Origin of the sequence: Bradyrhizobium sp. SK17 (genome assembly GCF_002831585.1) — a bacterium.
In the GTDB taxonomy this organism is placed as follows: Bacteria; Pseudomonadota; Alphaproteobacteria; order Rhizobiales; family Xanthobacteraceae; genus Bradyrhizobium.
The window spans coordinates 1,906,239-1,920,333 of record NZ_CP025113.1; the positions used below are offsets into that span (position 1 = coordinate 1,906,239).

The following is a 14,095-nucleotide window of genomic DNA, read 5'->3' on the forward strand; positions in this document are numbered from 1 at the left end:
GTCAGTGATTCGGTTTGCCGGTGGCCCGGTTTTGTCGGCGACGCGAGTTGTTGGCGACGAGGTCCGTCAGTGACGTGACTGGCTGGTGACCCAGTGAATGAAAATGCCGCGAAATGTCGTCATGCATGTAACCAGCGCACGATAGCGTGTTTTGTGTCGAGTGCAACCTCAACGATTGGTCCGCATTTGTAATTTTTTATGCGTCCGCTCGTCGATCGCCGGCTCGCGCGGGCGGCACGGGATCGATCGCGCGGACGTCATGTCACGAAGCGGACATGAACCCACAGGCGCGATGAGCCGCTTGATTAGATCAAACCACGAGATCGTGGTGGGTCTGAACGTGATAATCGGTCGGCGTGCCGCCCATGGCCGCCAATATCATTTCGTGGCCGGTCCACCATGGCGCGGCGGCACTGGATGGCCCGCCGAACAGATCGGTCAGCGCCTGCACATTCCGCGCGAGGCTCGACTCATGGCCGGCGTCGGTCTGCGACGACGCCTGGGCCATCGTCGAGAAGTCGAAGCCTTGGCTCGAGGCGGCGCCGGTAGGTGCCGATTTGCCCGTTGGTTGAGTCGTCGACGTATCATTCTGCGGGGACGCGGCGCCCTGTGTGTTGGCGTTGGCCTGGACGACGTCGGCGGCACTGACCAGACGGCGCTCGCCATCGGCGAGGCCGATATACATCAGGTCGTTGACGTCGGACGGCGAGATCAAGTCGGGAAGGCCGAGCACGTGGCCCAGTTCATGCGCCACGGTGGTGAGGAGGTCGAGATGGCCCGCCGCGGCCGTCGACGGATCGGTCAGGAGATCCGTGCCCGCGGCATTGAGGGCGTGCGCGAACTCGAAACTGTCCGACACGGTCGGGTCGATGAACCAGCCATGGCCGGCGGCGTCGACGTCGATCGTGATATGTCCTGCGCCTTCCTGCCCGATGATCTGGCCGCCGAGATCGGCAATGCTGAAGGTGACGGCATGCAGGGCGGCGAGCGCAGCCGAACTGGCGCCCGCGGATGCCCATTCGGCGATCGCAGCCGACACCACCGCATTGAGCTCGCCCTGGGTCAGGTGCATCTCTCCGGTGCTGGGCGTCGCAGCCTGCACGCCGCCCGCCTCGGCGAGCAGCGGCGCGACCGCAGCCGGAAGCGCCGGCAGCGTGCTGACCAGTGTCGTCGTGCCGATACCGCCGGTGGTGTCGACGCTGATGCCGCCTGTGCTGCTGGTGTCGTCGTCGGTGATCACGCCCTGCGCCGAGCCGGAGGTCGAACCGTTCTTCGACAGGTTCAGGTGGGTGTTGCCGTTGAAATTGCTCAGCTCGACGTCGGTGGCGTAGCTCGAATTGTGGTTCAGCGTGTTCCTGCTGCCCGTCGTGCTGCCGGATCCCGTCCCGATCACGATGTTGGTCGTGCTGGTGTCCGACGCGGTCGCACCGTTTTCGACATCGAGCGCTGCAAACGGACTGGTGGAGGTTGGAGACGATACCGAGTTGCCGTACAGCGAGGCGTTCAGGGTCGAACTGCCGTCGTTGTTTTGCAGCGCGATGCCGGAGTCGCCCGCTCCGGTGATGGTGTTGTTCTGGATCAGCGTCGTCAGCGAGCCGGCGCCGGCGTCGCGCACGAAAATGCCGTCGGAGTTCGAGCCGGCCTTCGCCGGGCCGATCTCGTTGCTGGCGATCGTGCCCGACATGGTGCCGCTGTCGGCGCCCTTGGCGACGAAGATGCCCACGGTGTCGAACGCGTTGGCGCCGCCATCGGTCAGGACGTTGTGCGAGATGTCGAAGGTGGTGGTGGCGGCCGAGGCGAGGGTGCCGGATCCGCTGCGGATATCGACCCCGGTGCCGCCGCCGGGAACGATGGCTTCGCCGTTGTGGAAGGTATTGCTCCGGACCACCGCGTCCATCGACGCATTGTTGTTGGCGATCAGGGCAATGAAATCGGAACGGGTCCCGGCGAAGCTGCTGTTGGTGACGGTATAGTTGGCGGTCGCCGAATTGTAGACCTGGGCGAGGACATTGTCGTTGCCGCCGGTTGTGCCGACCAGGCCGAACGTGTCGCTGTCCATCGTCAGGCGGTTCAGCGTGCCGCTGGTGTTGTAGAGATCGACATTCTGGGTGTAGCCGCCGGAGATGCTGGATCCCGTGATCGAGGCGGTGCCGAGCAGATTGTCGAACCGGATGCTGCTCTCTTCGCGATCGCCGGCATTGCTGCTGCCGTTCGTGCCGCTGATCGTGCTGTTCGCGAGCGTGAAGCCGGTGACGTTGTTGCCGTAGATCGCGAAATTGCTGAAATCGTGCAACGTCACGTCGGTGAGCGACACGTTGGCGGTATTGTGCAGGAAAATGCCGGTCCCGCTCGTGCCGGACGTGGTCTGCCCGCCGGCATCGGTGCCGGTCAGGATATCGCTGCCGGTCTTGTTGTCGATGGTGCCGCCGGAGCCGGCGACTCCGGTGCCGGTGATCACAAGGCCACCGGCCGTGCCGGTCGTGTCGAGAATGATGCCGGCACTGCTCGACGTGCCGGTGGACGAGATGCTCTGGAAGGTCAGATTGCCGGCGCCGATATTGGTGTGCTCGACGTCGAGTGCGGTGCCGGTCGTGGACGTGATGGTGTTGGTTGCCCCGGTGACGGTGATGGTGCCGCCATGGGTGAAGCTCAGGCCGGCGCCGCTCGACGTATTGACCGTGATGTCGGACATCGTCACGGTGCCGACATTGTTGCCGTCGTCGCTGATGCCGATTCCGGTCGAAGCCGAGGTGTCGATGCTGACGCCGGTGATGCTGTGGCCGGTCGTGCCGAGCAGGTCGATGCCGTTGTCGGCGCCGGTCACCTTGATCACCGGATCGGTGCCGGAACCGGTGTTGGCGGTGACCACCGCGCTGGTCACCGGATTGGTGAACTGCAAGGTGTGGCTGCCGCCGATCAGGTTGACGCCGTTGGCGAGATTGATGCCGTTGGCCTCGGTGTAGGTGCCGGTGCCGTGCTCGAGCACGACATAGTCGCCGGAGCCTGCCGGGTTCGCCGCGTTGAAGGCGGCGATCGACGTAAATGGATCGTGCTGGGTGCCGAGGTTGGCGCTGCCGGTGGCCGAATTGTCGATGTAGAACACTTGCGGCACGACGCCGACATGGAAGCTCTGCGGGCCCGACGAGAGCGGCCCGGCGCTGCCATTGTTGTCGGCGACGTTGAGGGAGACGGTATCGGAGCCGGTATAGCCGTCGTCGCTGTTGTAGGTCAGCGTCGCCAGCGCGGTGTTGATCTGCGCCACCGTCCCGGTCAGCGTGACGGTGTGGCTGCCATTGTTGGTGAAGCTGGTGAGGCCGGTGGTGTCGAATGTCAGCGCGCCGTGACTTGAAGTGATCGTTGCGACGTCATTGCCGGTGGCGCTGACGTCGGTGATCGAAAGCCCCGAGATCGCGAGGTTGGTGTGCGAGAACGCCGTCCCGACCGACGAATCCGCGGGCACCGTCGCGGTCGGCGGCAGGTCGGGAACGGTCACGTTTTCGCCGTTCGAGGTGCCGGTGATGGCGGCATTGGCCGTATCGGTCGCGGTGATGGTCTGGTTGCCGGTGCTCTCGAATGTCTCGCTGAAGGTGCCGACGCCGTTGGTCAGCGTCATGTTGGTCGGCAGCATTGCGCTGCCGTCGCTCGACGTGAAGTGCACGGTGCCGGTGTAGCCGGTCGCGACGTTGTCATGGGCATCGAGCGCAGTGACGGTGACCGAGCCCGCGGTACCCGTCGTGCCGCTGGCTGGGATGGTGACCACGAAATGCGTGGCCGCGCCCGGCGCCACGGTTTCGGCGTTCGAGGTGCCGGTGACGCCGGCGCTGACCGTGTCGGTCGCGGTGATGGTCTGGTTGCCTGCGGTATCGAGCGTTTCGCTGAAGGTGCCGACACCGTTGCTCAGCGTCATGTCGGACGGCAACACGGCGTGGCCGTCGCTCGAGGTGAAGTGGACGGTGCCCGAGTAGCTGGTGGCGACATTGCCGAAGGCATCAAGCGCGGTGACGGTGGTCGAACCCGGCGTCCCCGCGGTGCCGCTGGCGGGAAGCGTGACCGCAAAATGCGTGGCGGCGCCGGCCGTGATCGTTTCGACGCCCGAGGTGCCGGTGATGGCCGAGCTCACGGTGTCGGTCGCGGTGATGGTCTGACTGCCCGCGGTGTCGAGGGTCTCGCTGAAGGTGGCGACGCCGTTGGTCAAGGTCATGTTGGCCGGCAGCGTGGCAAGGCCGTCGGTCGAGGTGAAGTGGACGGTGCCGGTGTAGCCGGTGGCGACGTTGCCGAACGCGTCGAGCGCGGTGACCGTGCCGATGGCCGCGGTCCCCGCCGTTGCGCTGGCCGGCAGGCTGACCGAAAAATGCGTGGCGGCGCCGGCCGTCACGGTCTCGGCGTTCGAGGTGCCGGTGATGCCGGGGCTCACGGTGTCGGTCGCGGTGATGGTCTGGCTGCCGAGGGTGTCGAGCGTTTCGCTGAAGGTGCCGACACCGTTGCTCAGCGTCATGTCGGACGGCAGCACCGCGTGGCCGTCGCTCGAGGTGAAGTGGACGGTGCCGGTATAGCCGGTGGCGACGTTGCCGAAGGCATCGAGCGCCGTCACGGTCACCGACCCCGGGGTGCCGGCGGCGCCATTGGCCGGAATCGTGACCACGAAATGCGTGGCGGCTGCGGCCGCCACGGTTTCCGGATTCGAGGTGCCGGTGATGGCAGGGCTCACCGTATCGGTCGCGGTGACGGTCTGGTTGCCGGCGGTATCGAGCGTGTCGCTGAAGGTGCCGACGCCGTTGGTCAGCGTCATGTCGGCCGGCAGCGTGGCGAGGCCGTCGCTCGAGGTGAAGTGGACGGTGCCCGAGTAGCTGGTGGCGACATTGCCGAAGGCATCAAGCGCGGTGACGGTGGTCGAACCCGGCGTCCCCGCGGTGCCGCTGGCGGGAAGCGTGACCGCAAAATGCGTGGCGGCGCCGGCCGTGATCGTTTCGACGCCCGAGGTGCCGGTGATGGCCGAGCTCACGGTGTCGGTCGCGGTGATGGTCTGACTGCCCGCGGTGTCGAGGGTCTCGCTGAAGGTGGCGACGCCGTTGGTCAAGGTCATGTTGGCCGGCAGCGTGGCAAGGCCGTCGGTCGAGGTGAAGTGGACGGTGCCGGTGTAGCCGGTGGCGACGTTGCCGAACGCGTCGAGCGCGGTGACCGTGCCGATGGCCGCGGTCCCCGCCGTTGCGCTGGCCGGCAGGCTGACCGAAAAATGCGTGGCGGCGCCGGCCGTCACGGTCTCGGCGTTCGAGGTGCCGGTGATGCCGGGGCTCACGGTGTCGGTCGCGGTGATGGTCTGGCTGCCGATGGTGTCGAAGGTCTCGCTGAAGGTGGCGACGCCGTTGGTCAAGGTCATGTTGGCCGGCAGCACCGCATGACTGTCGGTCGAGGTGAAGTGGACAGTGCCGGTGTAGCCGGTGGCGACGTTGCCGAAGGCATCGAGCGCGGTCACGGTCACCGTGCCCGGCGTCCCCGCTGCGCCGTTGCCCGGAATGCTGACCACGAGATGGGTCGCGGCACCTCCCTTCACCGCCTCCGTATTCGAAGTGCCGTTGATGCCGGGGCTAACCGTGTCGGTCGCGGTGATGGTCTGGTTGCCGGCGGTGTCGAAGGTCTCACTGAAATGGCCGACGCCATTGGTCAGCGTCATGTCGGCCGGCAGCGTGGCGAGGCCGTCGGTCGAGGTGAAGTGGACGGTGCCCGAATAGCTGGTGGCGACATTGCCGAAGGCATCGAGCGCGGTGACGGTGACCGAACCCGGCGTTCCCGCCGTGCCGTTGGCCGGAAGGCTGACCGAGAGATGGGTGGCGGCGCCCGCCGTCACAGTTTCGGCGTTCGATGTCCCGGTCACGGTGTGGTCGACCGTGTCGGTGGCGGTGATGGTCTGGCTGCCTGCGCTATCCAGGGTCTCGCTGAAGCTGCCGGAGCCGTTGGTCAGCGTCATGTCGGCCGGCAGCGTGGCGTGGCCGTCGGTCGAGGTGAAGTGGACCGTGCCGGTGTAGTTGGTGACGACGTGGTTCAGGGCGTCGAGCGCGGTCACGGTGACCGTGCCCGGCGTCCCCGCTGCGCCGTTGGCCGGGATGTTCACGGCAAAGTGAGTGGCCGCGCCCAAGGTCACGTCGATCGTGAAAATCTGCGAGCTGCTCAGCGTGCCATCGCTTGCCGTCGCGGTGACGGTATAGGCGTGGCCCGGCGCGGTGGTGAAATTGATCTTGCTCGGATCGGCGACGGTGATCACGCCCGTCGTGGCATTGATGGCGAAGCCGCCGCCCGAACTGTCGCCGGTCAGGCTGTAGGTCACCGGATTCATGTCGGTCGACGACGCGGTGATGCCGACGAGGCTGCCGGCCGCCGCGCCTTCCGCGACCTTGTTGGGCGCCGCATTGCTGTCGACCGGTGTCGATGGCGCGACGTCCGTGACGGCGATGACGAAGCTCTGCGAGCTCGTCAACACGCCGTCATTGGCCTGGACGGTGACGGTGTAGGCGTGACCGGGGCTGGTGACGAAATTGACCTTGGTCGGGTCGGCGACCGACACCACGCCGGTGTTCGGATCGATCCTGAAGCCGCCATTGGAGCTGTCGCCGGTCAGCGAGTAGGTGACGGGATTGCCGGCGCTGCTGATGGCCTGTGCGGTGAGGTTGACGAGCGTGTTGGCGGCGGCGCCCTCGGAGACGGTGATGCCTCCCGAATTGATGTCAACCGGCGCCGACAGTGAGGCGGTCACCGGCGGCCAAGGGGTACCGGCAGGGCAGCCGAGATAGAGATATTGCAAGCCGTACTGCGCGGCGAATGCCGATGCCGCGCCATCCAGGACGATATGTCCGGTCGAGTCGAGCTGCAGTTCCGGCCGGGTGATGTCACCGATCGTATAGGCGGGAATGCTCGTCATGGTCACTCCAGCGACCGGTGCCAAGCCCGATCGATAATTACACTTGTCTGGAAAAACGGCGTGTGAACCCGGTCACACGTAGGGGTTGATAATTGTTGTTCGGGGCGGACGGCTCCGTGCCGATCGCAATGCAAGCAGGCGGTGCGGTCGGCGCAGAGGCGCGGTCTGCGAGTTGAAATGCACTTCCCATGCGAAGTCGCCTCACTCACGCCGCGACCGAGGCTCAACAAATGTTCGAGAAAAATGCGGCGATCGACAAAATATGCTGTTTGGTAACCATGACCGTATTGGCGATGCTTGCAGGTGTCAACGTCGGTCCGGAGCGAAGCCGTACAAGTAACCTTGATGACGCCGTGCAGCGGGAGGTAGAGCGCCGCAATCGCGCGATCTTCATCGCCATGTGACAATGGGATGTCGAGGCACTCGCCTTCTGATTGCTCCACATTGGCACGGGTTCGCCGGCTGCGCCCACAGCGTGATGGGATTGCCCGCCCGATACGCCAGTCATTCTGACCTTTCGACGACCGTTTTCTTCCGATCGCCGTCGTAAGGCTCTCATGATGCGAAACTATTTTGCTTGATCACGGCCTCGTCTTGAACAGACTGGGGGGCGGTCACATCTGAGACGTCCGCCGCGGCGACGTTGCGGCCATCCACTTCGTCGAATCACAGCAATTTCATTTGCGGCATTCGAGTCCTTGGGGAGACGGAATTGAGCACGACTGACAGAACGGAGCGTCCGGCTCCGACGAACGGCCATGAGCGGCGTTCGCTTCCCCGCCTTGCATCGCTCGGCCTCGCGCCGATCGGGCTGTTGGCTGCGCTGGCGCTCGGCGGCTGTGACGAGAAGAGCGCGCAATCGCAGGCCGCGCCTCCGCCGCCGCCCGTGACCGTCGCGCAGCCGGTCAAGCGCACCGTCACCGACTGGGACGAGTTCACCGGCCGCTTCGAGGCGATCGAGGAGGTTCAGGTCCGCGCCCGCGTCGGCGGCTTCGTCAACAGCGTCGAGTTCAAGGATGGTGCGATCGTCCACGCCGGCGATCTGCTCTACATCATCGATCCGCGGCCGTTCGAGGCCGTGGTTTTGCAGGCCGAAGGTCAGCTCGCCGACGCCCGCGCCAAGGGCGAGCTTGCCAAGCGCGATCTCGAGCGCGGGCTGAACCTGGTGCAGACCAGCGCGGTCTCGGAGCAGGTCGTCGACCAGCGCCGTCAGGCGTTGCAGGCGGCGCGCGCCGCCGAGACCCAGGCCGAGGGTTCGCTGAAGGCCGCGCAGCTCAACGTCGAATTCACCCATGTGGTGGCGCCGATCACCGGCCGCGTCAGCAGGCATCTGGTGACCCCGGGCAATCTGGTGCAGGGCAGCGAGGGCGGCGCGACGCTGCTGACCTCGATCGTGTCGCTCGACCCGATCTATATCTATTTCGACGTCGACGAGGCGACCTATCAGCGCAACAGCAAGCTGTGGTTCGAAGGCCGGCGGCCGAGCTCGCGCGACACCGCGAACCCGGTGCAGGTGGCGCTGACCGGCGAGACCAAGCCCTCGCATGAGGGCAAGATGGACTTCATCGACAACCGGCTCGACGTCTCCACCGCGACGCTGCGCAGCCGCGCGATCATTCCGAACCATGATCTCTCGATCCTGCCCGGCCAGTTCGGCCGCGTCCGCATCATCGGCTCCTCGCCCTATGAGGCGCTGCTGATCCCGGACACCGCTGTTGCCACCGACCAGTCGCGCAAGATCGTGTTCGTGGTCAAGGACGACAACACGGTGGAAGCACGCGCCGTCACGCTCGGGCCGCTCGATGACGGCCTGCGCGTGATCCGCGAGGGCCTCAAGGCTGAGGACCATGTGATCGTCGACGGGCTGCAACGCGCCCGGGTCGGTGCCAAGGTGACGCCGAAGATGGCGCAGGCACCGGCAGGCGACAAGCCGGCGGCAGGTGCCACGCCCCCGGCAGGTGCAAAGCCCCCGGCAGGTGCAAAGCCATGAATCTCGGCAGGCTCTCCATCAACCAGCCCATCCTCGCGATGGTGCTGTCGATCGTGCTGCTGATCGTCGGCGCGATTGCCTATCCGACGCTGCCGGTCTCGGAATATCCGCAGGTAGTGCCGCCGACCGTCACGGTCACGACGCAATATCCGGGCGCGTCGGCGCAGACGGTGTCCGACACCGTCGCAGCTCCGATCGAGCAGGAGATCAACGGCGTCGAGGACATGCTGTATCTCTACAGCCAGGCGACCTCGAACGGCCAGCTCACCATCACCGCCACCTTCAAGCTCGGCACCGACCTCGACAAGGCCCAGGTGCTGGTGCAGAACCGGGTCGCGATCGCGCAGCCGCGGCTGCCTGAGGAAGTGCAGCGCAACGGCGTCGTCACCCGCAAGAACTCGCCCGACATCCTGATGGTCGTGTTCATGCTGTCGCCCGACGACAGTTTCGACCAGCTCTACATCTCCAACTACGCGCTGCTCCAGGTCCGCGACCAGCTGCTGCGGCTCGACGGCGTCGGCGACATCCAGATGTTCGGCGCGCGCGATTACTCGATGCGGCTGTGGCTCGATCCCGACCGGATCGCCAATCTCGGCCTGACCTCGGCGGAGGTGCTGGCCGCGATCCGGGCGCAGAACCTGCAGATCGCGGGCGGCCAGATCGCCGAACCGCCGATCGCCGACCGCGCGTTCCAGCCGAACCTCGTGTTCACCGGCCGCCTCAAGGACATCAGGCAGTTCGAGGACATCGTGGTGAAGGCCGGTTCCGACGGCCGCACCGTGCGGTTGCGCGACGTCGCCCGCGTCGAGCTCGGCGCGCTGTCCTACGCCACCAACAGCTTCCTGCTGCGCAAGTCGGCCGTCGCCCTGCTGGTGACGCAGCGGCCGGGATCGAACGCGCTCGCCACCGCCAAGAACATCACCGATACGATGGCGCAGCTCAAGACGACCTTCCCGAAGGGGCTCGACTACAATATCGGCTACAACCCGACCGAATTCATCGCCCAATCGGTCCATGAGCTGATCAAGACCATCTACGAGGCGATGGCGCTGGTCGTCATCGTGGTCCTGGTGTTCCTGCAAGGCTGGCGGCCGGCGATCATCCCGATCATCGCGATCCCGGTGTCGCTGGTCGGCACCTTCGCGGTGATGGCCGCGCTCGGCTTCTCGATCAACAACCTGACGCTGTTCGGACTGGTGCTCGCGGTCGGCATCGTGGTCGACGACGCCATCGTGGTGGTCGAGAATGTCGAGCGGCATCTCGAGCACGGCATGTCGAGGCGCGAGGCGGCGCTCAAGACCATGGAGGAGGTCGGTGGCGCGCTGGTCTCGATCGCGCTGGTGCTATGCGCGGTGTTCGTGCCGACCGCGTTCCTCGGCGGCATTTCCGGGCAGTTCTTCCAGCAATTCGCGGTGACCATCGCGGTCGCGACCGCGATATCCTGCTTCTGCTCGTTGACGCTGTCGCCGGCGCTGGCCTCGCAGATCCTGGTGCCGCATGAGGAGAAGCGGCCGCCGGCGCGCTGGAACATCATCGCGCGGGGCTGGGACAGCTTCACCGCGCTGTTCAACCGGGTGTTCGACCGGCTGGCCCACGGCTATGCCGCGGTGGCCGATTTCGTGATCCGGCACACCGTGGTGATGCTCGCGGTCTATCTCGCGCTGATCGGCAGCGCCGGCTGGCTGCTTGCGACCACCTCGCAGGGCTTCATCCCGGCGCAGGATCGCGGCTACGTCATCATCTCGGCGCAGCTGCCGGGTGCCGCGTCGCTGGCGCGGACCACGGCTGTGGTGCGCGAGATCGAGCGGATCGCGCTGGATACGCCCGGCATCGTCCGCGTCGCCGCGTTCGCCGGCTTCTCCGGCGCGACGCGCACCCAGGCCGGCAATGCTGCCGCGCTGTTCCCGGTGTTCGACGAGCCCGAGGCGCGGCTGAAGAAGGGGCTGACGGCGAACGCCATCACCGCCGAGTTGCGCAAGCGGCTGTCGGTGATCCAGGGCGCCTTCATCATCGTGATTCCGCCGCCGGCCGTGCCCGGCATCGGCACCGGTGGCGGCTTCACTATCCGCGTCCAGGACCGCCAGGGGCGTGGCCCCGAACTGCTGGCGGCCGCGACCGACGAACTGGTGCTGGCGGCGCGCAAGTCGCCGAACCTGACATCGGTGTTCTCGCCATACTCGGCGAACACGCCGCAGCTGTTCGTCGACATCGATCGCGTCAAGGCGCAGAAGCTCGGCGTTCCCATCGCCAACGTCACCGACACGATCGAGACCTATTTCGGCTCGACCTATGTCAACGACTTCAACCTGTTCGGGCGCACCTACCACGTCACGGCGCAGGCCGACCTGCCGTTCCGCAAGGAGACCACCGATCTTGCGCGGCTGCGGACCCGCAACGCCAATGGCGACATGGTGATGCTCGGCAGCATCGTCGACTTCAAGGACATTTCGGGCCCCGACCGGGTCGCGCGCTACAATCTGTATTCGTCGTCCGAATTGCAGGGCGAGCCGGCGCCGGGCGTCAGCTCGACGACGGCGCTCGACACCATCAAGAAGCTCGCCGACGAGACGCTGCCGTCGGGCTTCTCGTTCGAATGGACCGACCTGTCCTACCAGCAGGTCAACGGCGCCAATGCCGGCCTCTACGTGTTCCCGATCTGCGTGCTGTTCGTCTACCTGGTTCTGGCCGCGCAATATGGCAGCTGGACCCTGCCGTTCGCGGTGATCCTGATCGTGCCGATGTGCCTGTTCGCGGCCACCATCGGCGTGCGCATCATGGGCCAGGACGTCAACATCCTGACCCAGATCGGCTTCGTGGTGCTGGTCGGCCTTGCGGCCAAGAACGCGATCCTGATCGTCGAGTTCGCACGCGACATCGAGCTCGAGGGCCGGCCGCGGCTGGAGGCCGTGATCGAGGCCTGCCGGCTGCGCCTGCGGCCGATCCTGATGACGTCGTTCGCCTTCATCCTCGGCGTGCTGCCGCTGGTGGTGTCGACCGGCTCGGGCTCGGAAATGCGCCAGGCGGTCGGCGTTGCCGTGTTCTTCGGCATGCTCGGCGTCACCCTGTTCGGCCTGGTGTTCACCCCGATCTTCTACATGGTGGTGCGCAACCTCGCGGAAGGAAAGAACGAGGGTAAGCCGAAGGAGACGGCGGCGGCGGCGGCGGGGTGAGCATCGCTCTCTCCGTCGTCATTCCGGGGCGCCGCGGAGCGGCGAGCCCGGAATCCATTCTTCACCTGGGCTGCGGCCCGATGGATTCCGGGCTCGCGCAGAGCGCGCCCCGGAATGACGGGAGAGCGCAACGCGAGCCCATACTTTTGGCTGAACTGAAATCGATGGGCAGGCGCGCGGTTATAAAATAATGTCGCGCCGATTTTTCCTGATGAGAAAACTGCTGGGAGAGCATAACAATGAAGTCGGGATTTTTGGCCGCGGTCGCGGCATGCAGCCTGATGCTTGCGGCGCCGGCGATGGCCCAGGGCGTCAAGATCGGCATCCTGAACGACCAGTCGGGCGTCTACGCGGATTACGGTGGAAAGTACTCGGTCGAAGCCGCCAAGATGGCGATCGAGGATTTCGGCGGCGAGGTGCTCGGCCAGAAGGTCGAGATGGTCACCGCCGATCACCAGAACAAGCCCGATCTCGCAACCTCGATCGCGCGGCGCTGGTATGACGCCGATGGCGTCGACATGATCACCGAGCTGACGACCTCGTCGGTCGCGCTCGCGGTGCAGGAGCTCTCGAAGGAAAAGAAGAAGATCGACATCGTGGTCGGGGCCGCGACCTCGGCGATCACGGGCGCGTCCTGCACGCCCTATGGCTTCCACTGGGCGTTCGACACCCATGCGCTCGCGGTCGGCACCGGCGGCGCACTGGTGAAGGCCGGTGGCGACAGCTGGTTCTTCCTCACCGCCGACTACGCGTTCGGCTACGCGCTGGAAAAGGACACCAGTGAGATCGTCACCGCCGCCGGCGGCAAGGTGCTGGGCTCGGTCCGGGTGCCGTTGAACTCGTCGGACTTCTCCTCCTTCCTGTTGCAGGCGCAGAGCTCGAAGGCGAAGGTCATCGGCCTCGCCAATGCCGGCCAGGACACCACCAACTCAATCAAGCAGGCCGCCGAGTTCGGCATCGTCAGGGGTGGCCAGAAGCTCGCCGGGTTGTTGATGACGCTCGCCGAGGTCAACGGTCTCGGGCTCGAGGCCGCGCAGGGCCTGGTGCTGACCGAGGGGTTCTACTGGGATCATGACGACAAGAGCCGCGCCTTCTCCGAGCGCTTCTTCAAGCGCACCGGACGGATGCCGAGCATGATCCACGCCGGCACCTATTCGGCGACCTTGAGCTATCTGAAGGCGGTGAAGGCCGCCGGCACCAAGGATTCGGATGCGGTCGCCAAGAAGCTGAAGGAACTGCCGGTCGACGACGCCTTTGCCCAGGGCAAGGTGCAGGAGAACGGCCGCATGGTCCACGACATGTATCTGTTCGAGGTCAAGAAGCCCTCGGAATCGAAGAAGCCGTGGGACTATTACAAGCAACTCGCCGTGGTGCCCGGCGACCAGGCCTTCCCGCGGGCCAAGGACTCGGGGTGCCCGCTGACCAAGTGATGCAAAGCTGTTGAAACAACACAACTGTCGTCCCGGCGAAGGCCGGGACCCATAACCACCGATCTCAGTTGTTGTGTAAGGCTGGGGCCCCAGCCCTCGCAAAACTGGACCCTGTGGTTATGGGTCCCGGGTCAAGCCCGGGACGACAGCGGAATATGCGGCGCGACCGCGCCTTCAATGCACCAGCCGCCACACCGCGCCGCCGATCGCGCCGACCCACAGGACGACGGACGCCAGCGCCTGGATGGCGAAGCCGGGGCTGCGTTTCGCCACCGCCTCGCGATAGCCGATGAAGTAGACGATGCGGCCGATCACCCAGATCGCGCCGACGATGGCGGCCGCGGCATCGCCGATATAGATCGCGAACAGCCAGAGCGACGGCAGGAAGATCGGCATCCATTCCAGCGTGTTCATCTGGATCCGGAAGATGCGCTCGAAATCCGGATGGCCTGAAATCGCCGGAAGCTTGACGCCGTAGCGGACGCGGGCGCGCGCGACCTGCGTCGAGGTGAAGAAATAGAACGCGACCGCAAGGCAGGTGACGATGGCCGTGTAGGGGTACATGGCAGGCGTTTCCTCTTGTTGCACTGGC

6 protein-coding genes are annotated in these 14,095 nt (G+C 65.8%); 4 read left to right on the top strand and 2 right to left on the bottom strand.

The features are described 5' to 3' along the window. Window positions 1-310 precede the first annotated feature (310 nt). Complete coding sequence (locus CWS35_RS08955; RefSeq protein WP_100951676.1) at window positions 311-6,913, bottom strand: cadherin repeat domain-containing protein; 6,603 nt, start codon at window positions 6,911-6,913, stop codon at window positions 311-313. A 230-nt stretch (window positions 6,914-7,143) separates the two neighbouring features. On the opposite strand from CWS35_RS08955, the gene CWS35_RS08960 reads away from it, so the two are divergent. From CWS35_RS08960 to CWS35_RS08975, 4 genes are all read left to right on the top strand, one after another. Next, window positions 7,144-7,317: a hypothetical protein gene (locus CWS35_RS08960; RefSeq protein WP_157817100.1), complete on the top strand. Its 174-nt coding sequence runs from the start codon at window positions 7,144-7,146 to the stop codon at window positions 7,315-7,317. Between the two features lie 401 nt (window positions 7,318-7,718). Continuing rightward, on the top strand, window positions 7,719-8,903 hold the full coding sequence (locus CWS35_RS08965; RefSeq protein ID WP_100956170.1) for an efflux RND transporter periplasmic adaptor subunit: 1,185 nt from the start codon (window positions 7,719-7,721) through the stop codon (window positions 8,901-8,903). After that, complete coding sequence (locus CWS35_RS08970; protein ID WP_100951678.1) at window positions 8,900-12,073, top strand: efflux RND transporter permease subunit; 3,174 nt, start codon at window positions 8,900-8,902, stop codon at window positions 12,071-12,073. Before CWS35_RS08965 ends, CWS35_RS08970 begins: the two co-directional genes overlap by 4 nt. A gap of 239 nt (window positions 12,074-12,312) precedes the next feature. Then, the gene (locus CWS35_RS08975; RefSeq protein WP_024578746.1) at window positions 12,313-13,503 is read left to right on the top strand and encodes an ABC transporter substrate-binding protein; all 1,191 of its coding nucleotides are present in this window, start codon (window positions 12,313-12,315) and stop codon (window positions 13,501-13,503) included. Between the two features lie 174 nt (window positions 13,504-13,677). On the opposite strand, the gene CWS35_RS08980 is transcribed toward CWS35_RS08975, so the two are convergent. Then, complete coding sequence (locus CWS35_RS08980; RefSeq protein WP_024578747.1) at window positions 13,678-14,067, bottom strand: MAPEG family protein; 390 nt, start codon at window positions 14,065-14,067, stop codon at window positions 13,678-13,680. Window positions 14,068-14,095: the final 28 nt, after the last annotated feature.

Excerpts from the sequence above, each read along its gene's own strand:
- CWS35_RS08960 (WP_157817100.1), top strand. The coding sequence starts at position 7,144 with ATGTTCGAGAAAAATGCGGCGATCGACAAAATATGCTGTTTGGTAACC.
- CWS35_RS08955 (WP_100951676.1), bottom strand. The coding sequence starts at position 6,913 with ATGACGAGCATTCCCGCCTATACGATCGGTGACATCACCCGGCCGGAA.
- CWS35_RS08980 (WP_024578747.1), bottom strand. The coding sequence starts at position 14,067 with ATGTACCCCTACACGGCCATCGTCACCTGCCTTGCGGTCGCGTTCTAT.
- CWS35_RS08970 (WP_100951678.1), top strand. The coding sequence starts at position 8,900 with ATGAATCTCGGCAGGCTCTCCATCAACCAGCCCATCCTCGCGATGGTG.
- CWS35_RS08975 (WP_024578746.1), top strand. The coding sequence starts at position 12,313 with ATGAAGTCGGGATTTTTGGCCGCGGTCGCGGCATGCAGCCTGATGCTT.